Source organism: Paenibacillus sp. R14(2021) (genome assembly GCF_019431355.1).
GTDB lineage: Bacteria > Bacillota > Bacilli > Paenibacillales > Paenibacillaceae > Paenibacillus_Z.
The window spans coordinates 2,972,501-2,999,045 of sequence record NZ_CP080269.1 but is presented as its reverse complement, the minus strand read 5'-3'; the positions used below and the strand labels follow the sequence as shown (position 1 = coordinate 2,999,045).

General features: G+C 55.7%; 30 protein-coding genes (1 of these 30 only partly in view). 28 read left to right on the top strand and 2 right to left on the bottom strand.

Going from position 1 to position 26,545, the window contains the following annotated elements; translation table 11 throughout:
• The first annotated feature begins 47 nt into the window (after positions 1-47).
• The 22 genes from KXU80_RS14025 (at position 48) to KXU80_RS13920 (ending at position 17,266) form a co-directional block, all read left to right on the top strand.
• Positions 48-743: a hypothetical protein gene (locus KXU80_RS14025; protein ID WP_219833896.1), complete on the top strand. Its 696-nt coding sequence runs from the start codon at positions 48-50 to the stop codon at positions 741-743.
• A gap of 18 nt (positions 744-761) precedes the next feature.
• Positions 762-1,433 carry a hypothetical protein gene (locus KXU80_RS14020; protein ID WP_219833895.1) on the top strand — a complete coding sequence of 224 codons (672 nt, stop codon included), beginning with the start codon at positions 762-764 and terminating at the stop codon, positions 1,431-1,433.
• A gap of 177 nt (positions 1,434-1,610) precedes the next feature.
• Positions 1,611-2,336, top strand: a complete 726-nt coding sequence (locus tag KXU80_RS14015) for an SAF domain-containing protein (protein WP_219833894.1) — start codon at positions 1,611-1,613, stop codon at positions 2,334-2,336.
• Positions 2,333-3,193 (top strand): CpaE/TadZ family protein, encoded by an 861-nt coding sequence (locus KXU80_RS14010; protein ID WP_258171008.1) that lies wholly within the window; start codon positions 2,333-2,335, stop codon positions 3,191-3,193. The genes KXU80_RS14015 and KXU80_RS14010 overlap by 4 nt, the downstream gene beginning before the upstream one ends.
• On the top strand, positions 3,190-4,638 hold the full coding sequence (locus tag KXU80_RS14005) for an ATPase, T2SS/T4P/T4SS family (protein WP_219833893.1): 1,449 nt from the start codon (positions 3,190-3,192) through the stop codon (positions 4,636-4,638). The genes KXU80_RS14010 and KXU80_RS14005 overlap by 4 nt, the downstream gene beginning before the upstream one ends.
• Entirely contained in the window at positions 4,635-5,570 is a 936-nt protein-coding gene (locus tag KXU80_RS14000) for a type II secretion system F family protein (protein WP_219833892.1), read from the top strand. Before KXU80_RS14005 ends, KXU80_RS14000 begins: the two co-directional genes overlap by 4 nt.
• A gap of 19 nt (positions 5,571-5,589) precedes the next feature.
• On the top strand, positions 5,590-6,480 hold the full coding sequence (locus KXU80_RS13995) for a hypothetical protein (protein ID WP_219833891.1): 891 nt from the start codon (positions 5,590-5,592) through the stop codon (positions 6,478-6,480).
• Between the two features lie 14 nt (positions 6,481-6,494).
• Positions 6,495-6,647 carry a hypothetical protein gene (locus tag KXU80_RS13990; RefSeq protein ID WP_219838780.1) on the top strand — a complete coding sequence of 51 codons (153 nt, stop codon included), beginning with the start codon at positions 6,495-6,497 and terminating at the stop codon, positions 6,645-6,647.
• A 39-nt stretch (positions 6,648-6,686) separates the two neighbouring features.
• On the top strand, positions 6,687-6,833 hold the full coding sequence (locus KXU80_RS13985) for a hypothetical protein (protein ID WP_219838779.1): 147 nt from the start codon (positions 6,687-6,689) through the stop codon (positions 6,831-6,833).
• On the top strand, positions 6,830-7,255 hold the full coding sequence (locus tag KXU80_RS13980; RefSeq protein WP_219838778.1) for a hypothetical protein: 426 nt from the start codon (positions 6,830-6,832) through the stop codon (positions 7,253-7,255). Before KXU80_RS13985 ends, KXU80_RS13980 begins: the two co-directional genes overlap by 4 nt.
• 40 nt (positions 7,256-7,295) lie before the next feature.
• Positions 7,296-7,778 (top strand): hypothetical protein, encoded by a 483-nt coding sequence (locus KXU80_RS13975; protein WP_219838777.1) that lies wholly within the window; start codon positions 7,296-7,298, stop codon positions 7,776-7,778.
• 65 nt (positions 7,779-7,843) lie between these two features.
• Entirely contained in the window at positions 7,844-9,082 is a 1,239-nt protein-coding gene (locus KXU80_RS13970; protein WP_258171391.1) for a M24 family metallopeptidase, read from the top strand.
• 253 nt (positions 9,083-9,335) lie between these two features.
• Positions 9,336-10,382, top strand: coding sequence for a mannonate dehydratase (gene uxuA, locus KXU80_RS13965; RefSeq protein ID WP_219838776.1), 1,047 nt, complete (start codon positions 9,336-9,338; stop codon positions 10,380-10,382).
• Between the two features lie 12 nt (positions 10,383-10,394).
• Positions 10,395-11,261, top strand: a complete 867-nt coding sequence (locus KXU80_RS13960) for a sugar phosphate isomerase/epimerase family protein (protein WP_219839040.1) — start codon at positions 10,395-10,397, stop codon at positions 11,259-11,261.
• Positions 11,262-11,263: 2 nt separating this feature from the next.
• On the top strand, positions 11,264-12,415 hold the full coding sequence (locus tag KXU80_RS13955; protein WP_219838775.1) for a Gfo/Idh/MocA family protein: 1,152 nt from the start codon (positions 11,264-11,266) through the stop codon (positions 12,413-12,415).
• Positions 12,415-13,500, top strand: a complete 1,086-nt coding sequence (locus KXU80_RS13950) for a Gfo/Idh/MocA family protein (RefSeq protein WP_219838774.1) — start codon at positions 12,415-12,417, stop codon at positions 13,498-13,500. Before KXU80_RS13955 ends, KXU80_RS13950 begins: the two co-directional genes overlap by 1 nt.
• Before the next feature lie 26 nt (positions 13,501-13,526).
• Positions 13,527-14,468, top strand: a complete 942-nt coding sequence (locus tag KXU80_RS13945; RefSeq protein ID WP_258171390.1) for a helix-turn-helix transcriptional regulator — start codon at positions 13,527-13,529, stop codon at positions 14,466-14,468.
• Between the two features lie 9 nt (positions 14,469-14,477).
• On the top strand, positions 14,478-15,275 hold the full coding sequence (locus KXU80_RS13940) for an SDR family oxidoreductase (protein WP_258171389.1): 798 nt from the start codon (positions 14,478-14,480) through the stop codon (positions 15,273-15,275).
• A 138-nt stretch (positions 15,276-15,413) separates the two neighbouring features.
• Positions 15,414-15,956 (top strand): RNA polymerase sigma factor SigY, encoded by a 543-nt coding sequence (gene sigY / locus KXU80_RS13935; RefSeq protein ID WP_219838773.1) that lies wholly within the window; start codon positions 15,414-15,416, stop codon positions 15,954-15,956.
• Positions 15,953-16,348, top strand: a complete 396-nt coding sequence (locus KXU80_RS13930) for a DUF5345 family protein (protein ID WP_219838772.1) — start codon at positions 15,953-15,955, stop codon at positions 16,346-16,348. The genes sigY and KXU80_RS13930 overlap by 4 nt, the downstream gene beginning before the upstream one ends.
• Positions 16,345-16,554 (top strand): hypothetical protein, encoded by a 210-nt coding sequence (locus KXU80_RS13925; protein ID WP_219838771.1) that lies wholly within the window; start codon positions 16,345-16,347, stop codon positions 16,552-16,554. The genes KXU80_RS13930 and KXU80_RS13925 overlap by 4 nt, the downstream gene beginning before the upstream one ends.
• 331 nt (positions 16,555-16,885) lie before the next feature.
• Positions 16,886-17,266 carry an ATPase gene (locus KXU80_RS13920; RefSeq protein WP_219838770.1) on the top strand — a complete coding sequence of 127 codons (381 nt, stop codon included), beginning with the start codon at positions 16,886-16,888 and terminating at the stop codon, positions 17,264-17,266.
• 284 nt (positions 17,267-17,550) lie between these two features.
• On the opposite strand, the gene KXU80_RS13915 is transcribed toward KXU80_RS13920, so the two are convergent.
• Entirely contained in the window at positions 17,551-18,420 is an 870-nt protein-coding gene (locus KXU80_RS13915) for a hypothetical protein (protein WP_219838769.1), read from the bottom strand.
• A gap of 241 nt (positions 18,421-18,661) precedes the next feature.
• On the opposite strand from KXU80_RS13915, the gene gatC reads away from it, so the two are divergent.
• From gatC to KXU80_RS13885, 6 genes are all read left to right on the top strand, one after another.
• Complete coding sequence (gene gatC / locus KXU80_RS13910; protein ID WP_219839037.1) at positions 18,662-18,949, top strand: Asp-tRNA(Asn)/Glu-tRNA(Gln) amidotransferase subunit GatC; 288 nt, start codon at positions 18,662-18,664, stop codon at positions 18,947-18,949.
• A 35-nt stretch (positions 18,950-18,984) separates the two neighbouring features.
• Complete coding sequence (gene gatA, locus KXU80_RS13905; protein ID WP_219838768.1) at positions 18,985-20,442, top strand: Asp-tRNA(Asn)/Glu-tRNA(Gln) amidotransferase subunit GatA; 1,458 nt, start codon at positions 18,985-18,987, stop codon at positions 20,440-20,442.
• Positions 20,443-20,473: 31 nt separating this feature from the next.
• Positions 20,474-21,916 (top strand): Asp-tRNA(Asn)/Glu-tRNA(Gln) amidotransferase subunit GatB, encoded by a 1,443-nt coding sequence (gene gatB, locus KXU80_RS13900; RefSeq protein WP_219838767.1) that lies wholly within the window; start codon positions 20,474-20,476, stop codon positions 21,914-21,916.
• Positions 21,917-22,022: 106 nt separating this feature from the next.
• The gene (locus KXU80_RS13895; protein ID WP_219838766.1) at positions 22,023-24,017 is read left to right on the top strand and encodes a DUF4097 family beta strand repeat-containing protein; all 1,995 of its coding nucleotides are present in this window, start codon (positions 22,023-22,025) and stop codon (positions 24,015-24,017) included.
• Positions 24,018-24,097: 80 nt separating this feature from the next.
• The gene (locus tag KXU80_RS13890; protein ID WP_219839036.1) at positions 24,098-24,529 is read left to right on the top strand and encodes a Fur family transcriptional regulator; all 432 of its coding nucleotides are present in this window, start codon (positions 24,098-24,100) and stop codon (positions 24,527-24,529) included.
• Positions 24,530-24,670: 141 nt separating this feature from the next.
• Complete coding sequence (locus tag KXU80_RS13885; RefSeq protein WP_219838765.1) at positions 24,671-26,404, top strand: glycosyl hydrolase family 18 protein; 1,734 nt, start codon at positions 24,671-24,673, stop codon at positions 26,402-26,404.
• Between the two features lie 70 nt (positions 26,405-26,474).
• Here the strand turns inward: KXU80_RS13885 and KXU80_RS13880 are convergent, their stop codons facing one another.
• Positions 26,475-26,545: the final stretch of a YgzB family protein gene (locus KXU80_RS13880; protein ID WP_219838764.1), read on the bottom strand. The gene runs 304 nt beyond the window's last position; the window shows 71 of its 375 coding nt (coding positions 305-375); its start codon lies beyond the right edge, outside the window; it ends in the stop codon at positions 26,475-26,477.

Below are 26,545 nucleotides of genomic sequence, written 5' to 3'. Positions count from 1 at the left end.
ATGCGAGCCATAATGAGAGTAAGAGAATGAACCAGGGGAGTGAAGGAATGCATATGAAAACGACGAGTCGTCCGGATTTGCAAATCGCAGGCATCGGTCATGCAGGCGGCGGTGATTACTACAGTGTCAAGATGGAAGGTGTATGCAAGGTAAACGGGGCAATCGACTGCTTTACATTTACGACAAGCGGCATGTCGACGGTAGAAGGAGGCATTACGGCGTCGGAGCAACTGGAGGCATCCGGCAAGTTTACGTGCGAAGGATCGGTGCTGTCCCCGGCTGTGAAGCTTGAAGGTCATATCCACGTTCATGGCTCGCTTTGCACGGAGGAGCTGCAGCTTGGCGGTTATTTGAAAATGAAGGGAAGCTGCGAGACGAAGAAATGCAAGGCGAGAGGCGCATTTCTCGTGGACGGCTGGCTGACCGGTGAAAGCATCGACCTGCAATTGGAAGGGCCGGGACGGGCAGAAGGCATACGAGGCGGCGTTATAAGCATCAAGCATGTCGGCAGCGCCAAGCTGCTGCGCGTCATGAAGTCATTGCTCCCGATCTGGCAGGCACGTATGAATGCTTCACTCATCGAAGGCGACATCATTGAGCTGGAACAGACCACGGCAGCTGTCGTCCGCGGCCGAACCGTTATTATCGGTCCAGGCTGTGAGATCGGCCGCGTAGAGTACAGCGGCGATTTGATCGTTCATCCGCTGGCGCAGGTCGGCGACCGGCACCAAATTGCTGGCTAAAACGGAGGAGGGAACGGGGTGCATATGACGATGAAGCCGAATATTCATATTACCGGCAACGGCTCTACGAACGGCGGCAGCTACCATAACGTGCGTGTTATGGGCGAGGCGCAGATTTTCGGTCCGCTGGAGAGCGACTCCATCCGCAGCATGGGCAATATCGAGGTGGACGGCTCACTCAAATCCGGCAAAATCCGGCTGATCGGAGAAGCATCCGTGCGAGGCGACTTATTCGGCAATGATTTCAGCATCATGGGGCAGATGGATCTTCAAGGCAGCATGAGGAGCCGCACAATCAAAATTAGAGGACAGCTCGACGTACGCGGCGAATGCGAGGCCGACGCATTCGACTCGCGCGGCGGATTTCATATTCACGGCTTGCTGAACGCGAACGAGGTGGATATCCGTACGTGGGGACCTTGCCGTGCGAAGGAAATCGGCGGCGGACGGATAACCGTAAGGCCGACCAAATGGGGAGGGATCAAGCAGTTCTTTTCCGGCCAGGGACCAATGACGCTCACGGCAGAGCTGATCGAAGGGGAAACAATCTATCTGGAGAACACGATTGCCGATGTGGTACGTGGCACGCATGTCACGATCGGCAGCGGCTGCCGGATCGGAACGGTGGAGTATCGTAAATCGCTCAAGCGCAGCGGATACGCGCAGATTAAAAAGGAGCTCAAGTTGTAGGTTCGACAAAAATCCCAATTTTATCTAGACAGCTAAAATAATGTCTGCTATTATGAGGTCAACATTATATGAGCAGATCATTAGCGACCGCTATGCGAAGAACGCAAGCTTGGGCACCATGCCCGGCCTGCGTTCTTTTTTTTATATATCGGCGCTTCCACTGCGGAAGGGATCAGGATGAATCGTAGACGAAATATGGTCATTTCAGCGGCAGCAGCGCTTCTATCAGGTCTTCTGGTTTACGGCGTATATGTACTGCAGCTGCGCCAGGTTAAGTTTCAGGAAACGGTCAGTGTTGTTGTGCCTGTTCGGTTTGTCGCGGCGGGTGAGCGGCTTACGACGGACATGCTCGGTACGAAGCAGATTGCCAAAGCCTTGTACAGCCCGGAGATGTCGGTGCGCGGCGACGAGCTGAGCGGGATGGAAGTGGTCGTCCCTCTAGGTGCGGGAGAACCGCTGCTCGATTGGAAATTAGATAAGTTCCGGCTGCTGCCAAGCAGGAGCCAGTCGACGTTCGGCATTCCAAGGGACTATGTGCTTTCCATCTCGAATGGGATCCGGGCAGGAGACAAGGTCATGCTGTATGTGTCTGGGGAGACGGTGAATTCCGCACGGTTATTCCAGGATCCGGTTACGGTCGCTTCCGTCAAGACAGCCGGCAACGTGGAGATCGACGATACGAAGAATCCCAATTTGATGTCGCTGGCAAACGGAGACAAGGAAGGCATGTACGCCTCGAGACGGGATGCCAACAGGATGATTGATTATATCAATTTGAATTTAACGGAGGATCAGTGGCTGCAGCTGGATGCCTTGTGCAAGGGCGGGAGGAGCAAAGTCGTCATTGCATACTCTTCGGAATCGCTGAATGCAGGCGCGCCTGCAAAGGAGCAGGTGCGATGAGTCGGCTTCCAGCGCGTATGGAGGGGGCGCCGATCATTGCATTCGTCGGAACGACGCCGAATATCGGAACATCGGCTGCCGCATTTGCCGCAGCTTGCCGGATCGCAGAGGAAAGCGGCGGCACCGTCGGCTATTTATGCTTGAATTTGAAGAGTGCGAAGACGCACCGGTATCTGGGTGTTGATGAGCCCGCCGCCACGCTCGATTCGCTGCGGCCGGAGATGGCGACGCGCTCGCTTTATCCAGACAAGCTGCTTCGCTCCATGCATCGATGCCGCAAACAGCCGGGTCTGCATGTTCTGTTCGGCAACATGCTTCGGGATCAGGCGGAATTCTATACGATCGAGGAAATCGATCACGTGCTGGAAACAGCGCAGCATACGTTCGATATGGTGGTTGCCGACGTCGGGGCTTATTGGGATAATGCGGCAACCCTAAGCGCGCTGCGAAGAGCGAGTACGAGAATCGTCGTCACGACAAGTGCATTGTCCCATTTTCAAGAAGATGGACAGCGCTGGGTGAGGCAGCTTTCGCCGCTTTACGGCTTTTCGCTGGAGTCATTTCAGAGCATCATTATTCATTCGCCTTGGAGCAAGGGAGGATTTCATGTGAAGGACATTGGCAAAGAGCTCGGCGTGACGATGCTTGGTGAGCTGACGCTGACAGATTCAATGCTGACGCAGCTGGACAGCGGGACGTTGGAGGAATGGCTGACCGAGAACGATCGGGGAAAGCGAATGATGCAAGGGCCGGCGAAAGCTATAACGGAAGCGTACGGGATGAGGCGTCAGACGAAGCCGGTTGTGCAGCCTTGGCATAAGAAGCTGCTGACGCATCGGGGCGGGGTGAGCTCTTGACGAGAAAGGAGGAAATTCGCTTCTCGCCCGCTGCTTTCTCGGCTGCGTTATGGGCTGGAGAAGGAGGCGGGGAGGAAGAGGCGGTTTCGATCGCAGCTGCTCAGCAGGACTTCAAGCGGCTCGCGGAGGACGTGCGGACATACTTGGCGCAGCAGAGAGGAGAAACAGAAGAGGAACGGCGCGAGTACAACGAGAGCCTGAACCGCGCGGTACTCGGCTATACGGATGATCGCGAACGAATATTGGCCGTTATTTCCGACCGTTTGCTCCGGCAGCGCATTCTTGAATTGCACGGCTACAAACATCCGTACGGTACGCTTGCCGAAGCCTTGTTCGCAGAAGTAATTGGGATGAACGTGCTTGAGCTGGTCCTTCGAAATCGGCAAGGGCTGGAGGAAATACAAGTCGTTGGCACGGTTATTTTCGAGGTGCGGGACGGGGTCAGCCATCCTTCGACCTACGCATTCGAGTCGCTGCGCGAGGTTGAACGGATTCAGCAGAATCTCGTACTGTACAACAATGACCGTATTAACCCGCGCAAACGCTGGGCGGAAGTTATGCTTCGGGACGGCACGCGGGTGACAATGACGGGCTTCGGCTTTACGGCGAAGCCGACGCTTACCCTGCGTTTCTATACGGTTCGGCGCTTTCGGCTGGATCAGCTCGGACTGACGGAATACGGCACGATCAGCGAACGGCTGCGGCAGATGCTGCTGGCTGTCCTGCGCGCCAGATTTAATGTTGTCATTATCGGGCCGACGAACTCCGGCAAGACTCATCTGATTAAAGCACTGATCGGGGAACTGCCGGATGAAGAACGACTCATTACGATCGAGAGCCGGCATGAGCTCATGCTCCAGCAGGATTTTCCCGAGAAGAACGTCATCGAATACGAGGTGGATGAGGAGGATCAGCTGCATGGTTCCGGGCAAGCGTTTAAGCTCGCGCTCCGTCAATCGCCGCAGCGGATCATCCATGCCGAAATTCGGGACGAGGATGCCAACATCTATGTGAGGGCTTGTACGCGCGGACATGCAGGGAGCATGACGACGCTGCATGCCAATACGCTCGAGGATGTGCCGGAAGCCATTACCGATATGTGCATGCAGGACGGCCGGGGCATGAATGGCGACCGGCTTATGAAGCGGATAACGGAATATGTGACTCAGATCGGCATTGAAATGCGTTTTGCCGGCGGCCGGCGCCGATTGGTGCGTTTAGCGGAGATGGCGTGGGAACGCGGGGAGCCGGTCGTGCGGGAATGGGCGGTATTTGACGAAGCGGCTGGAGATTGGACGTATCCGCATCTGCCTTCTGCAAATGCGGCAGCCAGACTGCTTAGGGAGATGGGTGAATCCTGGCGATCGGTCTGGCCTGACCCGGATGAGAGAGGACAACAGCGGCTTGATGAAGACCGGGAGGGAAGCGCAGGTGGCGCATTATGACCAAGTTTGCCTTGCTTGCTTTCGCGGCGGCCTTGTTTTGCACCTTGTTTATCGCTTTCCGTCATTTGCTGGGCTTATGGCTGCATCGGCAGCAGGTGATCGGCCGATTGCATTATCGGCGGGAGAAGCGGATCGAGGAGCGGCTTGCCCGTTATCTGCAGCGGTTTGACCGGTCGTACAGGCATGTATCGGAGCTGCTGGAATCGTTGCAGCTCAGCTGGCGCCCGGGCTCGCTTGTCGTAACCAGCCTGCTGCTTCTACTTATCGGGACAGCGTTCGGCGGTCTGTTCTTCCAAAGCTTGAAGGGCATGCTCCTGCTGGGCGGCGTACTCGTTTCCCTGCCCTATCTGCTGCTTCGCATGATGCTGGTGCACCGCCAGATGAAGACACGAATCGATTTTCTGCCGGCGGTGGAATTGTTCTATCAATGCTGCCTTGTCAGCGGCGGCCGGCAGATCCGCGCCGCGCTGCAGCGCACGGTGGAGGAGAAGCGGCTGCTCGGTCCCATGCAGGCGGTGTTCGAGCAGCTGTACCGCAACGTATCGGTCCGTGGAGACGATGAGGCCAGCCTGCGGATATTCGCGGCGTCGCTTGGCCATGTATGGGCCGATTATTTTATCAATATCGTTCGTGCGGGGCTGGCGGAGGGCCATCCGATAGCGGGGAATTTGAAGGATTTGATCACGGATATGCGCAAAGCCCGAAGATCGAATCAACAGGAGCGCAACAAGCTGCTGGAGATTCGGATCGCGAATTTCTCTCCGCTCTTGTTTCTGCTGTTATTCGTGGGCATCAACGTCCATTACAACCCGGAGAACGCTTATCGGTATTACGTCATCGACCCTGGAGGCCGCGACATGCTGCTGAACGCAGCTGTCATGATTTTTTTATCCTTCGTCATGGGCCTATGGCTCTCTCGCAAAAAAATGTGAAAGGAGCCCTGCCGGCGTTATGGGCAACTCATTCGAAATGGCATTGATGTGGGCGGCTCTTGCCGTTCAATATGTGCTCGGTATCGTGTTTGTCGTCGCTCTGCTGAAGGCCGTCTCCTTCAAACGGCCGCGTTTTGGGCATTTGGCATTATTGAAATGGCGGACCTATACCGTTCATGAGCGGTGGCTTCGGGCGTTCGGTTTAAGCCGCAATGCGCCATCCTTCAAGGAAAGGGAACGGCTGTTAGCCGGCTGCGGATATACCGGGGATGCGACCATGTATCTCCTGCTTCGCCGGATGTTCTTCATGAGCACGCCGATCTGGTGCGCGCTGGCTTACGGGCTTTCGTTTGTGCGCTTGAACGCCGTGCCGCGCGTTGCCGCTCCGCTTGTTCTTGCGATCATGCTTCTGCTGCTCTTATGGGATCTGCCATGGCTCGAGGCGGTGCGCCGAACGCGCGCGGAGCGGATGACCAAGGAAATCTATGTGATTAGCAACCAGCTGCTCTATCTCTCGGGTTCCTCGCTCCATATCCATACGAAGCTTATGCGCTGTCTTCCTTTTACCCGTGTCATGCGGAGCGACCTGCAGCAGCTGCTCGGCGAGTGGTATCACGACGCGGAAGGCGCGCTTAGGCGTCTAAAGCTCAGACTTGGAACGGAGGAAGGGCTCAGCTTCGTAGAGACGATCGATTCGCTTCGCCTGCATGAGAGCGAGCGATATTACGAGCTGCTGCGCGAGCGGATCCAGGATTACAAGGAGAAGCTGGAGCTTGCGAAGGACAGCCGCAAGGAATCGACGTCGTACTTTCTGTTCGTACTGGCAGGTATCCCGATTTTGTACACATTCCAAATTTTCATCTATCCCTGGGTCCGGGAAGGACAGAAGCTGTTTAATTCATTGAACTAAGGGGGTGAGCGTGCATGCGTAATATTCTAATCACGGTAATGATGCTGGTCGTCGTCATTCTGTTGTTTAACGCCATCATCAACAAAGACACGACGGGCACGAAGGCGCAAATCGAGTCGCAGGGCAATTCCGCCAATACGAAAATCAGCACCATGCTTACGCCGTAAAGCCGGTAGAATGTGCTGCACTGGGGAAGGAGGCGCGTGATGCGTTCGCTGCTAATGACGCTGCTGCTCATCATCGTCGCCGTACTCGTCTACACGGACGTTACGGGCGGCGAGGAAGGGACGACTAAACAACTGGAGCGATCGGGCAGCCATATGAGCGACAGCATCCGGAGGATGAGTCCGTGAAGAGTCTCCTCGTATTCGTGCTGCTGGCCGCCATGATGTGCTGGTTCATGTTTTCACCGATTTATAAGCATGTGCTGATCGCACGTCAAGCTGTGCTCCAGCAGGAGGTGGATTATTTGCTGGAAGTCGGCGCGAACGGAGATCACGGTTATATCGATGCCGCAATGCTAAACGAAGCAAAGCTCCGAATGGCCGGCTTCGGCTTAGATCCGGCCTCGATTGGTTTCGAGGTGTCGTCGGAAGGCGGGCCGGATGCCACGAATCCGGCAGCTCCGCTTCTCCGCGGAGCGCCGTTATCGCTAACGGCTACTTACCCGGTGGAAGGGCTGCTGAATATTGACCGATTAATCGGCATCAATCCGCCGCAGGCAGACGCCCTGCTCAAAGCCACAGGGACGAAAATGAGCGAGTATGTACCTTAACCATCATTGATGTATGCCGTTCGGGAAAGGATAGAGACTGATGTACAAGCTCGTGCTCGTTATGCTGATGATGGTCGTCTGGATGCTGCTGCATGCGCTGCAAACCGATGAGGAAATGGCGATTGCGGCGTTGTTTCAAGGCAAGCATGCCGTGAATCGTGCTGCTCATGCCGCTGCGCAGCAGGTGGATGCGGCAGCGCTTGCCGACGGCCGGCTACACATTGACGAAGCTGCTGCACGTGCGGCAGCCGGTTTGTACCTGCAGCGCAATTTACAGCTCGGCGAAGACGGAGTGCCCTTGCCGGGCGCGTACTTGAAGGAGCGGGTCGAGCTTGTCGATTTTCAGATCATCAATGACGACAACACCTTTCCGTATACGTACCGGAATGACAGCGCCGACTACGAAGTAACACTGCGGCGTCCCGGCGTTGTGCTGATTGCCAGAATCGTGTATCCGCGCGTATTTGCCGTTATTGAACCGATCACATGGACCATCAAAGGAACGGCGGAGCTGACGTCTTAGTTGACGTGCCTGCCGTTCTTTTGTTGTAATGGGAGGAACAAAGCTAAGCGCAAGGAGCGGGTTCAGTGAACGACAGACAATTGGAAGCAGTGGCACGGGAAGAGATCACGGCAAGAATCGTACGGCTGCAGGAGCGGTTAGTCCACGAAGGCATCGACGCCTTCCTCGTTACGCAGCATGTGGATTTATATTATTATACGGGCTCGATGCAGGCGGGCTATGCGTTTATCCCTGCTGAGGGAGAAGCGGTATTTTATGTTCGGCGCAGCTTGGAGCGCGCGCAGTCGGAGTCGGCTGCATTGGTCGAGGCATTGGCCTCGCTGCGCGGCTTCCGAAAGCAGCTGGCGCAGCGTCATCCGGCCGTATTTGCCAAAGCAGCGGGGGCGGCGGTCATGATTGCGACGGAAATGGATGTGCTTCCGGCAGCAACTTATGCGAAGCTGCTTGAAGTGCTCGCCGGGGGTAATGGCGAGGCGCCGTGTTCGCTGATCGACGGCTCGGCGCTGCTTCGACGGGAGCGGATGATCAAATCGCCGTGGGAGGTCAGCCGAATCGAAGCAGCCGCCCAAGTGGTGGCGGAAGCGCTGGAGGCTTCCCTGCCCATCATCAAAGAAGGGCTTACCGAGCTTGAGCTGATGGCCCGTCTCGAATACGAGATGCGAATCCGCGGGCATATCGGCCTCATGCGAACGCGCAGCTACAACATGGAAATCATGACAGGCATGCTAGGCTCGGGAGCGGCTGCGGCCGTACCGAGTGCATTCGACGGCCCGGCCGGCGGCCTCGGTCTCGGTCCGGCCGCTCCGCAGAGCACGAGCCGTAAAGCCATCGTCCGCCACGAGCCGATTCTGATCGATATCGGCTGCTGCATCGACGGCTATGTGATCGACCAGACGCGTACCGCGGTCATTGGCGGTCTGCCGGATGATCTGGCGGAGGCCTATGCCCAGTCAGAGCGGATTATCCGCCATGCGGAGCAGCTGCTGCGCCCCGGCACGGCATGCGATGCCGTCTATGCCGCGTCGCTTGCGGATGCCGCCGCGGCGGGGCTCGCCGATCATTTCATGGGCTTTGGCAGCAATCAGGTCAAATTTCTCGGCCACGGCATAGGGCTCGAGGTTGATGAATGGCCGGTGCTTGCCCGCGGCTTCGGCGACGGAATGGAGCCTGGCATGGTGCTTGCCGTGGAGCCGAAATTCACGTTCCCCGGCAGGGGCGTCGTCGGCATCGAGAACAGTTACCTGATTACGGAAACCGGCTGCCGTCAGCTGACTCAGTCTCCGGAGGGACTTATCGTCCTCTGAGATTCCTCTGAGCGACTTCTAGGTTCACCATGCTATACATTGCCGTCTGTCCCGTCCCCGCGACGCCGCAGACGGCTTTTTCAAATTGCGCCGGCTTTGACTCTAACAACCGAATATCCGCAAAGGTTTAACTGTGGTTAATCTCATCGTGCCAAGCGATAGGAATTGATTTGGCCTATGCTACAATGGGTTTGAGTTCGTGATCTTATTCGTTTTGCAAGCCTTACCATTTTAGCTATAAGAGGTGCTGTCCATGAAAATGACGTTCAGGTGGTTTGGTCAGAACGATCCTGTCACATTGCAAAATATCCGCCAAATCCCTGGCATTTACGGTATCGTAACCGCGCTGTATGATGTGCCGGTCGGCGAGGCATGGCCGGCATCGTCCATTGCGGCGCTGAAGGAAACGATCGAAGCAGCGGGGCTTCAGCTGGCTGTAATCGAAAGCGTTCCCGTGCATGAGGACATCAAGCTTGGCCGGCCGAATCGCGATCGTCTCATTGAAAATTACAGTCAAACCATCCGCAGGCTTGGCGAAGCCGGCGTACCGGTCATCTGCTACAACTTCATGCCGGTTTTCGATTGGACGCGCTCCAATCTGGCGCATGTACTGCCGGACGGCTCGACGACGCTGACGTTCGAGGACGAGACCATCTCTCGCATGGACCCGGTCAAGGGCGATCTGTCTCTGCCGGGCTGGGATTCGAGCTATACGAAGGAAGAGATAGGGCAGCTTATCGAGGCTTATGCGGAGGTATCGGAAGAGACGCTGTTCAGCAATCTTGCTTATTTCCTCGAGCGGGTAATTCCGGTTGCGGAGGAAGCCGGCGTCGTCATGGCTATTCACCCGGATGATCCGCCGTGGCCGATTTTTGGACTGCCGCGCATCGTTAGCAGCATGGCGCAGCTTCGCCGTCTAACGGAGCATGTCGACAGCCCTTCGAACGGCATAACGTTCTGCTCCGGCTCGCTCGGCGCGAACGCGGACAACGATTTGATCGCAATCATTCAACATTTTGGCGCGCAGGGCAAGCTGCATTTTGCGCATACGCGGAACATTCTGCGGACGGGACCGCGTTCCTTCCAAGAATCGTCGCATCTCTCGTCGGATGGTTCCATCGACATGACGCGCGTGCTCGAAGCGCTCTATAACACAGGATTCGCGGGTCCGCTTCGTCCGGATCACGGACGGATGATTTGGGGCGAGCAGGGGCGTCCCGGCTATGGACTGTTCGACAGAGCGCTTGGCGCGACGTATTTGAACGGCATTTGGGAAGCGATTTCGAAAACAAGGAGCTGAGCCCGACCCATGTTGAAGCTGTCGATATTTACGGTTGCCGCGCCGGACCTTACGCCCGAGGAGCTTTGCGAGGCTGCTGCGGGCGCGGGTATTGCCGGACTGGAATGGCGCTGCAAGGACACGCCTGCCGAGGTGCGGTCCGAGAAGCCATCCTTCTGGGGCAACAACCGCTCCACGATTTCGCCGAATGCGGACGACGCCGAGATCGCCGCATTCCGCGAAGCGGCTTCCAAGCACGGCCGCCAAAGTATTGCCATTACGCCATATCTGGCCTGCGGCGACATCGAAGAAACCGAGAAAATCATGCGCTTGGCCAAACGATTCGACGCCTCCATGGTTCGCGTAGGGGTACCGGGCTACGACCGCACTCGCAGCTACAACGAGCTGTTCGAGCAGGCCACCGCTTATTTGCGTGAAATTGAATCGCTAGCACTGCATTACGGTATCAAGGCGCTGGTGGAGACGCATCACGTCACGATCACCCCGAGCGCATCGCTGGCGCACCGGCTCGTGAAGCCGTTCAATCCCGATGCTGTCGGCGTACTTTACGATCCCGGCAACATGGTGCACGAGGGATTCGAGAATTACCGGATGGGCATGGAACTGCTCGGCCCTTATTTGGCCCATGTGCATGTGAAGAACGCGGGCTGGCAGTCCGCGGCGCCGGGCGAAACGCCGGATCACTTGCAGCCCGTGGCATGGAGCAGCGGCTGGGCGCCGATTGCAAACGGAATGGTGCCATGGAAGCAGGTGCTTCGTGATTTGCGCGCGGTGGGTTATGACGGCTGGTTCGGCGTTGAAGATTTCAGCGGCACGTTCGACACGCGAACGATGCTTCAGACGTATGCGAATCAAATGAAAATGTGGATGGAGGAATAAACATGACACAGGTGAGATACGGCATTATCGGCATCGGCAATATGGGTTCGGGACATGCTTCGATTCTAACGTCGGGAATCATCAAGGGCGCTGTTCTGACGGCGGTATGCGATGGATTCGCGAGCAAGCGCGATTGGGCGCGCGAGCAGTACGGCAGCGCGGTCGCGGTGTTCGAGAATGCGTCCGCGATGATTGATTCCGGTCTCGTCGATGCGGTCATTGTTGCTACGCCGCATTACGACCACCCGTCGGAGGCGATTCACGCGCTCGGCAAAGGCATGCATGTGCTGATTGAGAAACCGGCCGGCGTTTACGCCAAGCAGGTACGCGCGATGAACGATGCGGCTGCGGCCAGCGGCCGAAAGTTCGGCATCGTCTACAATCAGCGCATGAACCCGCTCTACCAGAAGCTGCGCGATCTGATTTCAACGGGCGAGCTTGGCGAAATCCGCCGGATCAACTGGATCATCACGAACTGGTATCGGACGCAGGCTTACTATGATTCCGGCACATGGCGGGCGACTTGGGGCGGCGAAGGCGGCGGCGTTCTGATCAACCAGTGTCCGCATAACCTTGATTTGTGGCAGTGGACGACCGGCATGATGCCGACTCGCATCCGCGCCTTCTGCCAATTCGGCAAGCACCGCGACATCGAAGTCGAGAACGACGTGACGGCATACGCGGAATACGCGAACGGCGCGACGGCGGTATTCATCACGTCAACCTCGGATGCGCCGGGCACGAACCGGCTCGAAGTGACGGGCAGCCGAGGCAAAATCGTCATCGAAGACGAGCGTATGACGCTGTACCGTCTCCGCGAGGATGAAGCGGCCTTTAATGCACGCAATAAAGAGCCTTTCGCCGGACCGGAATGCTGGAAAATCGATATTCCAAGCCCAGGCAAGAGCCCCGAGCATGCTGGAATTCTGCAGAACTTCACGGACGCCGTCCTGCATGATGCGCCGCTTGTGGCCCCGGGCGAAGAGGGGATCCGCGGCTTGACGCTCTCCAATGCGATGCACCTGTCCACATGGCTGGACAACTGGGTGGAGCTGCCGCTTGACGAGGCGCTGCATGAGGCGGAGCTGAACAAGCGGATCGCGTCGTCGAAATTCAAACGGGAGCAGCCCGCAGAGGAGCTGAGTCAGAAATAATGGTCAACCTCAACCGAAACGACGGCATGAACTACGCACCTGTATCCATCGTCAAGCCGGTTCCAGTCTGCGGCCCGGGCGAATTCGTATTCGCGGCGATGGCGCTCGACCACGGTCATATTTACGGCATGACGAACGGACTGCTGGAAGCGGGAGCGACGCTCAAATGGGTATACGATCCCGATCCAGCGAAAGTCCAGCAATTTATCAAGACGTATCCGCAAGCCCAAGCCGCCTCATCACCGGAAGTTGTTCTGGAGGATGCCGAAGTGAAGCTTGTCGCAGCGGCGGCGATTCCGTCCGACCGCGGCCCGCTCGGCGTTCGGGTCATGAAGCATGGCAAAGATTACTTCACGGACAAGACACCGTTTACGTCACTCGAACAGCTGGAGGAAGCGCGAGCGGTAACAGCTTCGACAGGCCGCAAATATATGGTCTATTACAGCGAGCGGCTCCATGTGGAGAGCGCGATCTACGCGGGACGACTGATACAGGAAGGTGCGATCGGCCGCGTCGTGCAGGTAATCGGCACCGGCCCTCACCGGCTGAACAAGCCATCCCGTCCGGATTGGTTCTTCCGCAAGGCCCAGTACGGCGGCATTCTGACGGATATCGGCAGCCATCAGATCGAGCAGTTTCTTTTCTTTGCGGGCTGCAAAGATGCCACTGTCGCTAGCAGCAAGGTCGCGAACTACAACAATCCGGACGTGCCGGAGCTTGAGGATTTCGGGGATGCGACGCTGGTAGGCGATAATGGCGCGACGAATTATTTTCGCGTGGACTGGCTGACGCCGAACGGTCTTGGCACCTGGGGCGACGGGCGGACGATCATTCTCGGCACAGACGGCTTTATCGAGCTGCGCAAGTACATCGATATCGCCCGCGATCGCAGCGGCGATCACGTCTACCTCGTCAATCACGAGGGCGAGCATCATCTGTCCGTGGGCGGCCAAGTGGGCTTCCCGTATTTTGGCGAGCTGATCCTGGACTGCTTGAACCGGACGGAATACGCGATGACGCAGGCACATGCCTTCAAGGCAGCCGAGCTGTGCATCGCCGCGCAAAATATCGCCGTCAGGCTGTAATCCCTATGGGCCGGAAGGGAGGCGGCATGGTACAATCATTTCATCAGGACGCGCCGGATGAGGCGTGTCAGTTGGAGGGGTTGGAAGTGCCGCTTACGATGCAATGGCAGCAGCCGATCGAGCTCATGTACCGCAACGACTTGCCGATGGCGGGGGCACAGTTTCATTCGCATGCCTTCTATGAAATGTATTATTTTCAAGAGGGCGAGTGCAATTATTTGATCGGCGACAAGCTCATGTCGCTCGAGCCGGGCGATCTGCTCCTCATGCACGGCATGACGCTGCATTGTCCCAATCCGTCGCCGGAAATACCTTATATCCGGACGATCATCCATCTGGATCCCGCCTACGTGCATCGAGTACTGCAAGCGGATACGGCGTCGATGCTGCTGAAGCCCTTCGAGGATTTGCGCAATATCCGCTTGTCCTTGAGCAAGGCGGATCAATCGGAGCTGGAAGGCTTGCTTGCCGAGATGAACCGGTTGTACACGAGGACGAATGAAGCGGGGGTTCGGACGGCGTATGACCGGTTTGTTATCCGGGTCATCGAGCTGCTGCATCTCATTCGTGATTGGTGCAGCGAGCCCGTGAATGAACGGGAGCATCGATCGCTCAGGGAGCAGCACGTGCAGAGCGTCATTTCCTACCTGGAAGACCATTATGTCGAGGAAATTACGCTGGACGATATCGCCGGCGCGCTGCACCTCACGAAGCCGTATTTGTCCAACTTGTTCAAAGACGTAACGGGTACGACCGTTTTTAAATATTTATATAACCGGCGCATTAACCAGGCCAAAATGATGTTTCGGCTGGAGCCCAAGCAATCGGTCTCCGACGTATGCCGCGCGGTTGGGTTTCATCAGCTGCCGCATTTTAGCCGTTTGTTCAAAACAACGGTCGGCGTCAGTCCGGAATCGTACCGGAAACGTATGCTGCAGCTGGCGGCCGACAGTGGAAGCCTGATTTAGCCCGCCGTTTTGGAGGCGAGAACCATTTCAACGAACAGCCCATTATTCGATTTAACGGGCCGCACCGCCGTTATCATCGGCGCGGCCAGCACCTTGGGCAGCGTCATGATCGAGGCGCTCTTGGACCATGGTGCTGATGCAGCCCTTGTCGTTCGCAGCACCGATAAAGCAGAGCCGAAGCTGGCGAAATTACTAGCCTCCGGCCGTGCAGCGCTGTTCCATGCGGATGCGACGTCCAAAGAGGATTTGAAACGGGTGATGAGCGAGATCAACGCGTGGTCGCCGAACGGCCGCACCGATATATTGCTGCATACGGCAGGCACGAATAGTGCAACGCCCTTCTTCGAGATTACGGAGGAGGAATGGGACGCCATCATGGACGTTAATGCCAAGAGTGTCATGCTGGCGTGCCAGGTGTTCGGCCAAGCAATGATCGAAGCCGGCCATGGGGGCAGCATCATCACCATCAGTTCCGTTTCCTCCGGACCGCCGCTGTCCCGCGTGTTCACCTACTCGGCATCAAAATACGCGGTCAACAGCATGACGCAGTTTCTGGCTAGAGAATTCGCGCCGCATGGCATACGCGTTAACGGCATTATCCCAGGTTTCTTCCCGGCGGAGCAGAACCGCGCGATTCTATCACAGGAGCGGATCGACAGCATTTTGGGTCATACTCCGATGAAGCGCTTCGGCGATCCGAAGGAACTGCAGGGCGCCGTCGTGTGGCTGGCGTCGGAAGCGGCTTCCGGCTTCGTGACGGGCTCGCTGATTCGCGTCGACGGCGGCTTCGGCGCCATGACGATTTAAGCGGCATTACCATACGGTTCGTTCCCGTCGCGGGAGCGGCCGTATTTTTTTTATAGGGAAGTGAACAAAAGGACGCCCTTCGCCGTCATACTTTCGATAACAAGGCAGCGCACCAATCCAACCGAAGGGAGCGGAAGCATGAGCGGCGCAGAATCGCAATTCGAAGAAGAACGCCTCGTTGCGCTAGCCGTCCGCGGCGATGACGAAGCGCTTGCCAGCTTGCTCCGCGGCGGCTATGCGATGCTGTATCGCTATATGCTCAAGATCACGATGAACAAGGCGATAGCCGAGGATCTCGTGCAGGAAACGATGCTGAAGGCGATTGAGCGTATTGGCGACTTCCAGCGCAGGAGCAAGTTCTCCACCTGGCTGATCTCGATAGCGACAAGGCTGTATCTCGATGAGATGCGCAAGGAGCAGCGGGCACAGAAATGGCAGACGGCGGAGCAGGCGCTGCAGGGCATCCGGTTCCAAGCCGCCATGCAGCAGCAGGAATGGCCGCTGGCGCTGGATGCGCTCGGCGGGCTGTCCTATGAAATTCGTGTCCCGATCCTGCTGAAATATTATTATGGGTACGCCTATGAAGAAATTGCCGCTTGGATGGATATTCCGGTCGGGACGGTAAAATCCAGGCTGCACAATGGACTGGCAAGGCTGAGGAAGGAGTTGAAGGACGAATGAAGAAACAGCGCAGGCAAGGCACGATGAACGCTGCTGAGGAAGCAGCGGCAAACAGCGCAAAACGGGATGAGGAGTTGGAGCTGGAACGGACTTTCGGGGACTTGCTTTGGGGTCATGTCGAGAAATGGGATCACGCGATCGAGCCGCAGGTGCCGTCTGTAGAAGCTTTATCGCAGCTGGTGCGCGAGCGTAAGGGGCAGCTTCGCAGCCGCATGCAGTCGGAGCGGCTCGTTTTTGGGCTGATCAGTCTGGTCCTGCTTAGCGGACTGCTGCTCGTTTGGCAGTGCAGCATTTTGCTGTTTGCCGTCCTGCAGAGCGTCGTGTTTGCTGCGGCAGCCGGTTTTCTCGTCTTGGCTTCCACGTTGGGCAGGAAGGAGAGGCTGCGAAGATGATAGGGTGGAAAATCGTACTCGTTATCGCCGTTGCCGCTGTCCTTCTCTGCCAGTCCAATTGGCTGTTCGCTGATGCCAAGAAGCACAGCCGGTACCCGTGGTTTTGGGGCTTGTGGGGGCTGATTCAGTTTCCGTTGCCGCTGCTCTGCTATTTGCTCATTGTTCGCAGGCCATGGTCTCAGAAGGCTGAGCCGCCTGGGGACTAGTTGCTTGTGAAAGGGAGAATCATGAATAGATCATCTTGTAACCTCACAGTTTATCGCGCGGAGCGGATGAGAGGTCCCAATTGACTGTGGATTCTCGCCATCATCATCGTGCAGCCTCGCAGTCTTACTGCCGGCAGTCAGATCCCTTGGCCGGCCGCATTACTAACGCTCTGCTCAATGGCCGCCGCGGTCGAAAACGCAGCGCGCTCCCTTCGCAAACGACCCGCGCTTGAAGCGCTGTGAGCCGGTTGACTCTATTGGACTTCCATGCTGATTTTTAGTAGGATAGAGTTATAGAGTACGGCTAATGGGTGACAGGGGTGGATGATCGATGTACAAACTAGGGCAGCGAATCGTTATTCTTTCGGATGTATTTGAACAAAGCCTCCCGGTCGGGGAGTATGGTTATATAATCGCTTATGATAGAAATGCGGACAATGCGTTTGATTACGTCATTCGTGTTCCGAAAGCGAACCGGAACTTTTACGTTCCCGCGGGAGATATTGAGCTGGAAGCCGTGTTAATTCAGATGGAGGTAGATCGTCTGGAGCGGGAAGCGCTGATTGACTTTGCGCTGGCTACCCATAACGCGGAGCTGTTCCACCGGATTATGAATGGGGATCAGGGTGAAGAGGAAGAAGAGAGCGGCAGCGGCGAGCCGCAGACGCGGGAAGACTTCATGCGTCAGGTACGACTGAAAGCATGGATCTGACCGGGGCATCAAGCCAGTCGGCAAGAAGGAGCTGTTCCGTCATCTTCGGATGAACGGAACAGCTCCTTCTTGCAATCGGGTTTGTTGGGAGCTGTGTCAGCGGCGTTCATCTGTTTGCCGCTTCATTCAGGAGCAGCCAGCTCCGCGCACCGCACCCTTGCATGAACATTCAGCGCGCGACGAAGTACGACAATAGGCTGATGAACACGCAAGGATTACGTCCCAACGCTGCTAGACGTGGGAGGTGCCCCTTCTGCTGGGTTTGCCGATGAGGCAGGCGTTCGTTACGCGCCGTTGGTCTCTCCGGTTACCAGAGCATCGGTGCTTCCGTTGTCCGCACTTGTGCCGCCGATTACTTCTCTCGGTCCATGAGGTTTCATGAATCTTTTGCCGTTTACAGTATTCTCCGCAATATTGTCCGCATCCGCGATGACTTTATCCGCTTGCTTCTGCGTCATTTTGCCTGCTTTGACTGCAGCGTTCACGCCGTCAACGATCTGCTTCTTCTGTGCATCGATCAGCTTCTGAACGTCAACGCCTTTTTCCTTCGCGACATCAGCCAGTGATTTGCCGGCAGCAAGCTCCTTCTGCAAATCCGATTCGCTTAAACCGAGTAATGCAGCGGAAGCGTTGAGATCCATTTTGACGAATCCCATCCGGCCTTTTCCTTCGAAACCGCCGCCGAAGCCTTTACCTTGCTCGGGTTTCAGCTGACCGTCGACTGCTTTGTCCAGGTTGTCGGTGAATTCCTTCTTCTCCTCTGCCTGGCGCTTTTCGAATGCCGCGATCATGGCCTGCTTCAGCGCGTCTCTCGATACGCCCTGCTCTTCAGCTACCTGTGCAAGCGTCTTGCCGGCGGCTAGCTTCTCTTGCAAGGTTTTCTTGTCGAGCTTCAGCAGGTCCAATATTTCCTGACTGACGAATCCGCCGCGGAAGCCAGCATGAACATGTCCAGCCTTCTCCTTGTCCGCCAATGCTTTTCCTTTATGGAAGCTGAGCTTGCCGTCCTTAGAGGAAGTGGAAGCAGAATCAGAAGCGGATCCGGTAGGGGCCGCCGTGCTGTTGCTCGCTGTTGCCGCATAGGTGCTGAGCGGGATCATGACCGCAAGCGCGGCTGTAATCGTCAAAGCTCTCATCGTTTTGTTTACTTTCATTTTGGTTCCTCCTTGTTTCTTCTTGGTATTGCTGGCTGCACGTCCCAGTATGGACAGCCAACCTTAAAAAAAGCTGAAAGAAGCGTGAGCCTTCCCTTAGCCCAGTATGAAATTTTTCTTCATATAGCAGCACCTTCCTTTTCAAGTATCTGAACACCTTTACGTTGAGTTTAAAACCAGCCTTGCGTTATAATGGGTAGAATGTGTTCAGATTTGGATGGAAAGGACGGGACAAGAGACGATGAGCATCACGATCAAAGATGTTGAGCATGTGGCCAACCTGGCCCGGCTGGAGCTCTCCGAGCAGGAGAAAGAGCAGTTTGCCGGACAGCTGAATGCCATTTTGAAATATGCGGAGAAGCTGAACGAGCTTGAAACCGACGATGTGGAGCCGACGAGCCATGTGCTTCCGGTTCATAATGTGATGCGGGAAGATGTCATTCGGGAATCCGTGTCCAATGAAACCGCGCTGCGTAACGCGCCTGATGATGAAGACGGCCAGTTCAAAGTGCCGGCTGTTTTGGAATAAATCGATCGTTTTGGATATGAAGGGAGGAACGGCTGTTGGCACTCTTTGATCTACGCCTGCAGGATGTACATAACCAACTGAGAAAGAAAGAGCTTTCGGTCGGCGATTTGGTGGATGCTTCGTATTCGCGCATTGCCGCAACCGATGCATCGATTCAAGCGTTCTTGACCTTGGACGAAGAAGGCGCCCGCGCTGCGGCTGCCGAGCTCGACAAGGTGCTGGTAGAAGGCGGCGAACAAGGGCTTTTATTCGGTTTGCCTGCCGGCGTGAAGGACAATATCGTTACAGAAGGTCTGCTTACCACATGCGCAAGCCAGTTTTTGCGCAACTATGATCCGATTTACGATGCGACGGTAGTGAAGAAGCTGAAGGCCGCGCAATCGGTGACGATCGGTAAGCTCAACATGGACGAGTTCGCCATGGGCGGCTCCAACGAAAATTCCAGCTTCTACCCTACGCGTAATCCGTGGAACACGGACTACGTACCGGGTGGTTCAAGCGGCGGCTCCGCTGCATCTGTAGCGGCGGGACAAGTGTATTTCGCGCTCGGCTCCGACACTGGCGGTTCGATCCGTCAGCCTGCGGCATACTGCGGCATCGTTGGCTTGAAGCCTACCTATGGTCTAGTGTCTCGTTTTGGACTAGTAGCATTCGCATCGTCGCTCGACCAGATCGGTCCGCTCACGAAGAATGTTGAGGACTCCGCCTACGTGCTTCAGTCGATCGCCGGCTATGACGCGAACGATTCGACGTCGGCAAACGTCGACATCCTTGACTACGTCAGCGCATTGAACGGCGACGTGAAAGGACTGCGCATCGGCGTGCCGAAGGAATATCTCGGACAAGGCATCGATCCGAAAGTGAAAGAAGCGGTGCTGGCCGCGCTCAAGCAATTCGAGAGCCTCGGCGCGACGTGGGAGGAAGTCTCCCTGCCGCATACCGAGTACGCGGTTGCGACCTACTACCTGCTCGCTTCCTCGGAAGCTTCCTCGAACTTGGCCCGTTTCGACGGCGTCCGTTACGGCGTGCGTGCCGACAATCCGGACAACCTGATCGATTTGTACCGCAAATCGCGGAGCCAGGGCTTCGGCCAGGAAGTAAAACGCCGCATCATGCTTGGAACCTACGCGCTGAGCTCCGGCTATTATGATGCTTACTACTTGAAAGCTCAGAAAGTGCGCACGCTGATCAAGCAGGATTTTGACAACGTGTTCCAGAATTTCGATCTGATCATCGGGCCGACCGCGCCGACGCCTGCCTTTAAGATCGGCGAGCAGGTCGGAGACCCGCTTACGATGTATTTGAACGATATTTGCACGATTCCGGTCAGCCTTGCGGGAGTGCCTGCGATCAGCGTGCCTTGCGGCTTCGCGGACGGACTGCCGATCGGCCTGCAAATCATCGGCAAAGCGTTCGACGAGCGCACGGTGCTGCGCGCCGCGCATGCTTTCGAGCAGCACACTGAGCATCATAAACAGCGTCCGCAGCTGTAAGCGGACGGCTAGGAAGCAGGAGGGCAAAGTCATGTTTGAATCGAACAAATACGAAACGGTCGTCGGGCTGGAAGTGCACGTCGAGCTCCACACGAAGAGCAAAATCTTCTGCGGCTGCTCGACCTCCTTCGGCGCCCCGCCGAACACGCATACATGTCCGATCTGCCTCGGACACCCCGGCGTGCTGCCGGTATTGAACCGCCAGGCGCTGGAATATGCCATGAAGGCAGCGATGGCGTTGAATTGCCAAATCGCAGACATTAGCAAGTTCGACCGCAAAAACTATTTCTATCCCGATTCGCCGAAGGCATATCAAATCTCGCAATTCGATAAGCCGATCGGCGAGCATGGCTGGATCGATATCGAAGTGAACGGACAGACCAAACGGATCGGCATCACGCGCCTCCACTTGGAAGAAGATGCGGGTAAACTGACGCACATCGACGGAGGCTTCGGTTCACTCGTCGATTTTAACCGTGTCGGCACGCCGCTTGTTGAGATCGTATCGGAGCCGGACATTCGCACGCCTGAAGAAGCCAAGGCCTACTTGGAGAAGCTCAAGGCAATTATGCTCTATTGCGACGTTTCCGACGTGAAGATGGAAGAGGGCTCGCTGCGCTGCGACGCCAACATCAGTATCCGTCCTTACGGTCAGGAGCAGTTCGGCACGCGTGCGGAGCTGAAGAACATGAACTCCTTCCGCGGCGTACAACGCGGCTTGGAGTATGAAGAGATGCGTCAAGCCGACGTACTCGACAGCGGCGGGAAGGTCGTACAGGAAACACGCCGCTGGGACGAGTCCCAAGGCAAGACGTTTACGATGCGCAGCAAGGAAGAGGCGCACGACTACCGGTATTTCCCGGACCCGGACCTCGTTCAGATTCATATCGACGACGAGTGGAAGGCGCGTGTTCGCGCCTCGATTCCGGAGCTGCCAGACGCCCGCAAAGCGCGTTACTCCGAAGACTTCGGACTGCCGTCCTACGACGCGGAAGTCATAACGTCTTCCAAGAAGCTCGCTGATTTCTTCGAGGAGAGCCTGAACTACACGAAAGATGCCAAAGCGGTGTCCAACTGGATCATGGGCGATCTGCTCGGCTATTTGAACGCAGGCGGCTTGGAACTTGACGATATCAAGCTGACAGGCCAAGGCCTCGGCGAAATGATCGGATTGATGGAGAAAGGCACCATCAGCAGCAAGATCGCCAAAACCGTCTTCAAAGAAATGCTGGAGAGCGGCAAGTCGCCGCAGCAAATCGTTGAGGAGCAGGGCCTTGTCCAAATCAGCGACGAAGGCGCCATCGCTGAAGTCGTCGACCGGATCGTAAGCGGTAATCCGCAGTCGGTGGAGGATTTCAAAGCCGGCAAGGAAAAGGCAATTGGCTTCCTCGTCGGTCAAGTCATGAAGGAAACGAAGGGGAAAGCGAACCCGGCGCTTGTCAATAAGCTGCTAGTCGCACGCCTGAATCAATAACGATTCTCTATTCTAGAGGCATGTCCGATCTTGCGGACATGTCTCTTTGCCGTATTCGGAATATGGTACAATAGTGGCAAAGAATTTTTCCATCAGGAGGGTGACTATGGGCGAACAGTCACGTCGGAAGTCCGCTTTAGCGCCTCTGCTTGCTTTTCTGATTCCTGGCGGCGGGCATTTGGCTTTAGGCAGGACGGTCACGGGTCTGCTTCTGCTGCTGGGTACGCTGACCGATATCGCGGGTATCATTCGCTTCGCGGACGAGGGCGGCGGCGAATTTGCGCTGCTTATCATTTTACTGGGCCTGGGTGTGCCTTATTTTTGGTTTTACAGCGTGTTCAGCACGCTGCAGCTGTCGGCTAAGCTTCGTCATGAGGCTGCGGAACGGGAAGCGGAGCTGCTGGGCGATACGCGGACGAATAGAGAGGTTGAACGGCACGGAGGAATTAGCTTTGCTTTAATTGCGCAGGGAATTGCCGTCATAGGGATAAGCTTCATACTCCTTGTGCTCGTTCAATCGACTATAGATGTGTCGCTGCCGATTGAGACGACCGGAACCTATTTGCCTGGGGTTCTGCTCATTTGCCTTGCGGTAGTCATTGTTTTAAGGGGGAAGCAGGCGATGTTTAAATTGGGAAGATTCACGGCGGCTGCCGTACTGGTCACTGTCGGCAGTTTGCTGCTGTGGGATCAGCTGCGCAGCCGGAATGACATCGAGCTGCTCGGACAATGGTGGCCTGCGGCATTTGTGCTGCTGGGCATCGAGATTATGATTGCCAGCCTGGTGTATCGCAAAGGAGTGAAGCGGCCATCGTTTGACATCGGTGGTGCATTCATCGCGGTTATCGTCACCGTGACAGCCTTTGCTGTAACGCAGTATGCATCCATGCCGTTTCGCTGGCTGGATGAGTTTAAAGTCAATTTGACGGGCACAAGCGGATTTGGAGAAGAGAAGGGCTTCCAATACAAGAAGGAAACCATCCATGAGCCGCTGCTTCCGAGCACATCGGTTATCGCGATCAATAACGTGAACGGCAGTGTACTAGTCAAGGAGGGGGATGTCGGCGACATTGTCATTGAAACCGTTATGTGGGTCGATGCCGCCGATCAGCAGGAGGCAGACAATACGGCAGAGAAGTCGGAAGTTGTCATCAGCGGAGACGACCACATCAAAATCGAGGCGAAAGGCCATCCGTACGGGACTAACGGTGATCGTAAGCCGCGTATGAATATGGTAATCACACTGCCTGCGGACTCCGCCTTCGGCAAGCAGGCGCAGTCGACCCCTCCGCCGAACGATCCGAACAGCGGCAAGTCAGCGAATAATGCCAACGGTGGTACTTCGTCAACCGAATCAGGGGTCGATGCGATGAATTCTCCTGCCCCTCCTGTAGACCAAGAGGCTGTTCCACCCGGCGATTCATCGACCAATTCCGGACAATCTGCAACTTCAGATAATGCCAATGCGTCTACTACAGGGAAGACTCCCCAAGTGGAGCTTTACATCGGGACCGTGAACGGCTCAGTCGTTACATCAGATCTTACCGTCAGTGGAGGTTTGACCATCAAGGTGACTTCGGGCGAAATTTCGGTTAAACGAATCGCAGGGCCCGTAGATGCCGAAACGAAGAACGGCAGCATCACCGCTGCTGCGCTGGACGGCAGCATCAAGCTGAACACTTATAACGGCGACATTGCGGCTGCAGACATTACGGGCAGTATAGACGGCTCTACATTAAGCGGGAGCATAGATTTACGGCATATATCCGGCGATATCGATACAGATACGAAGAATGGTCAGATCGGTGTTAGAGAAGCGTCAGGCGCTATCAAAGCGGACACATTGAACGGTGATATCAATATCGCAAGCGCAGCTGTCGGCGGCGACTGGGATATAGACAGCTCAATCGGGGAGATTCATCTGATGATTCCTGAAACGGGCAGCTATTCCGTGAGCGGATCCGTTACATTTGGTGATGTATCTACGGACTTGCCCTTAACAATCAGCAAGAAAACGATACGCGGGAGCGTCGGAGAGTCGACGTACCGAATCAATATCGATGCCAACAGCAGCATTGTGGTAAATCGTTACACCCCTTAAAATGATTACCGCCTTCATTGACAAATAGAAAAGTATCCACGTACAATGGTTCTAAACTATGCAGAAAGGACGTGTTGGGCATGGGGGCGACCGTTGAGCAAGCTTTAGAACAATTAAAAAGTACCGGCGTTCGTATGACCCCGCAGCGTCATGCCATATTAAGTTTTCTCATGCATTCCAAATCGCATCCAACTGCGGACGAAATTTATAAATCGCTCTCGTCTTCTTTTCCGAGCATGAGCGTAGCGACGATATATAATAACCTGCGGCTTTTCGTTGATGCAGGGCTGATCAAGGAACTCACCTACGGCGACGATTCGAGTCGATTTGATGCCGATCTTTCGGAGCATTATCACGCGATTTGCCGTTCTTGCGGAACGATTGTGGACTTTGATCATCCGCCGTTGACCGGGGTGGAAGAAGCCGCTTCCAGAGTGACGGGGTTTCGAGTGGAAGGTCATCGCATGGAGATTTACGGGCAATGCGCAACATGTGCATCGCGGCATAACTGACCGGGTCTGTTTTGACAAAATGAAATGAACGCGCAAGGGATGAGCAAGCTCTCCGCCTGCGCGTTTTTTATTTCCAGCAGGGCAGCCGTTTTTTCCGGAATGGAAACAGCGTGTCCAATCGCAGAGAGGAGCATTTGACAGGTGGAAACTGTTCGGTTTCGGCCAAGACGCCAAAGTGGCGGATGGTTGAAATGGCTGGTCATCACGAGCGGCTTATTCGCAATGGTCATCGGTATGTGGTTCGGCTGGCAGCGGCTGGCCCCAAACAACACGGTGGTAGAGCCGGATTACGGAGCCGCGCATCCGTTGCTCTATCACGGCGAGGTTATGAAGAACGGGGCGCTCGTTGAAGGCGGCGAGGTTCGGATACCGATCACGGTCATTCAGGAACAGCTTGGGCTCAAGGAAGAAGTTTATTACGAGAGCAAGACGGGCTCCATCGTAATGACAACGGCGAATAAGGTGCTTCGCATGCAGACGAATACGCTGACGGCGACATTGAATAAACAACCCTATCAGCTGCGGATTGCTGCAGAGGTTATTAATAAAGTGGCCTATATGCCGATCAAACCGCTGCAGGAGATGTATGGACTTCAAGTAGAGTATAACGAGAAAACAGACATTGTTACGGTCATGACGGCGGGAGAGGCTGTGCAGCTCGGCGCCAATCCCAAAACCAAAGGCATGCTGACGATTCGTCGGAGCCCAACCATCAAAGCACCGATTTACGAGCGGGTGCCTGGGGAGACTGAGGTTCGGATCTGGGGCGAGCAGGAAGGCTGGTATCTTGTCCAAAGTCCAGACGGCATCGTGGGCTATGCTTCCAAATCCAATCTTGCTTTAACGCAGATGGAGCAGATCAAGAAGCAGCAGGAAGAACCGGTATATCCAGCATGGAAGGCCGTGGGCACCAAAATCAATCTAACCTGGGAAGCCGTCTACGGAAGGTCGCCCAATACAGCGGCAATCGGGGACATGCCCGGCGTAAACGTCGTCTCGCCGACATGGTTCCAACTGCTGGACGGCAAGGGGAGTATTAAGAGTACAGCTGATATGGCCTACGTCAATTGGGCACACAATCGTCATATGCAGGTATGGGGAGTGTTCAGTAACAGCTTTGAGCCCGATCGAACCACTGCTGCGCTTGCGAGTACGGATGCACGCTTGAAAATGATCCAACAGCTGGCGGCCTACGCGCAAATGTACAAGCTGCAGGGCATTAACCTCGACTTCGAAAATGTGTATACGGCTGACAAAGCTAATCTTGTACAGTTTGTCCGCGAACTGACGCCGTATATGCACGAAATGGGCGTGGTCGTATCGATTGACGTCACGCCAAAATCTAACAGTGAAATGTGGTCTTTGTTTTTAGACCGGGCGGCGCTTGGCAAAGTCGTGGATTATATGATGATTATGGCTTATGACGAGCATTGGGCATCAAGTCAGGATTCGGGTTCCGTAGCATCGCTGCCTTGGACGGAACAATCCATTCTTCGTATTCTGGAGGAAGACAACGTTCCGCCAAGCAAAGTCGTGCTGGGGATGCCGCTCTATACGAGGCTCTGGACAGAGAAGAAGGACGAGAGCGGTAAACTCAAAGTGAGCTCGAAGGCGCTTGGCATGGAAGCCGTACAGAAGATTTTGAAAGATCATAAGCTCACGCCTAAATTGGATACCGATGCCGGTCAGCGCTACGTAGAGTACCAGCAGGATGGAGCGCTGCAGCGAATATGGATTGAGGATTCGCTTTCGATGAAGGAACGTGTTGCGCTTGTGAAGAAGTACAAATTGGCCGGAGCAGCTACGTGGCAGAGGCAATTTCAGTCCGATGATATTTGGGCCATCATTCATCAGTCTTTAATTCAGCTTCCGTAATTGCGGAAATAAAAACGCCCTGCGCGGGGTAAGAACCGTGTGCAGGGCATTTTATTGTTGGGAATCACGATCACGATTGAGGTTGGCTGACTTCGTCGATCGATACGGTGTCATCGAGATCGGTAGCCTGTTGAGGATCCA

Coding starts and splice junctions, on each gene's coding strand:
- KXU80_RS14025 (WP_219833896.1), top strand. CDS start 48: ATGCATATGAAAACGACGAGTCGTCCGGATTTGCAAATCGCAGGCATC.
- KXU80_RS14015 (WP_219833894.1), top strand. CDS start 1,611: ATGAATCGTAGACGAAATATGGTCATTTCAGCGGCAGCAGCGCTTCTA.
- KXU80_RS14010 (WP_258171008.1), top strand. CDS start 2,333: ATGAGTCGGCTTCCAGCGCGTATGGAGGGGGCGCCGATCATTGCATTC.
- KXU80_RS14000 (WP_219833892.1), top strand. CDS start 4,635: ATGACCAAGTTTGCCTTGCTTGCTTTCGCGGCGGCCTTGTTTTGCACC.
- KXU80_RS13995 (WP_219833891.1), top strand. CDS start 5,590: ATGGGCAACTCATTCGAAATGGCATTGATGTGGGCGGCTCTTGCCGTT.
- KXU80_RS13990 (WP_219838780.1), top strand. CDS start 6,495: ATGCGTAATATTCTAATCACGGTAATGATGCTGGTCGTCGTCATTCTG.
- KXU80_RS13985 (WP_219838779.1), top strand. CDS start 6,687: ATGCGTTCGCTGCTAATGACGCTGCTGCTCATCATCGTCGCCGTACTC.
- KXU80_RS13975 (WP_219838777.1), top strand. CDS start 7,296: ATGTACAAGCTCGTGCTCGTTATGCTGATGATGGTCGTCTGGATGCTG.
- uxuA (WP_219838776.1), top strand. CDS start 9,336: ATGAAAATGACGTTCAGGTGGTTTGGTCAGAACGATCCTGTCACATTG.
- KXU80_RS13955 (WP_219838775.1), top strand. CDS start 11,264: ATGACACAGGTGAGATACGGCATTATCGGCATCGGCAATATGGGTTCG.
- KXU80_RS13950 (WP_219838774.1), top strand. CDS start 12,415: ATGGTCAACCTCAACCGAAACGACGGCATGAACTACGCACCTGTATCC.
- KXU80_RS13945 (WP_258171390.1), top strand. CDS start 13,527: ATGGTACAATCATTTCATCAGGACGCGCCGGATGAGGCGTGTCAGTTG.
- sigY (WP_219838773.1), top strand. CDS start 15,414: ATGAGCGGCGCAGAATCGCAATTCGAAGAAGAACGCCTCGTTGCGCTA.
- KXU80_RS13930 (WP_219838772.1), top strand. CDS start 15,953: ATGAAGAAACAGCGCAGGCAAGGCACGATGAACGCTGCTGAGGAAGCA.
- KXU80_RS13925 (WP_219838771.1), top strand. CDS start 16,345: ATGATAGGGTGGAAAATCGTACTCGTTATCGCCGTTGCCGCTGTCCTT.
- KXU80_RS13920 (WP_219838770.1), top strand. CDS start 16,886: ATGTACAAACTAGGGCAGCGAATCGTTATTCTTTCGGATGTATTTGAA.
- KXU80_RS13915 (WP_219838769.1), bottom strand. CDS start 18,420: ATGAAAGTAAACAAAACGATGAGAGCTTTGACGATTACAGCCGCGCTT.
- gatC (WP_219839037.1), top strand. CDS start 18,662: ATGAGCATCACGATCAAAGATGTTGAGCATGTGGCCAACCTGGCCCGG.
- gatB (WP_219838767.1), top strand. CDS start 20,474: ATGTTTGAATCGAACAAATACGAAACGGTCGTCGGGCTGGAAGTGCAC.
- KXU80_RS13895 (WP_219838766.1), top strand. CDS start 22,023: ATGGGCGAACAGTCACGTCGGAAGTCCGCTTTAGCGCCTCTGCTTGCT.
- KXU80_RS13890 (WP_219839036.1), top strand. CDS start 24,098: ATGGGGGCGACCGTTGAGCAAGCTTTAGAACAATTAAAAAGTACCGGC.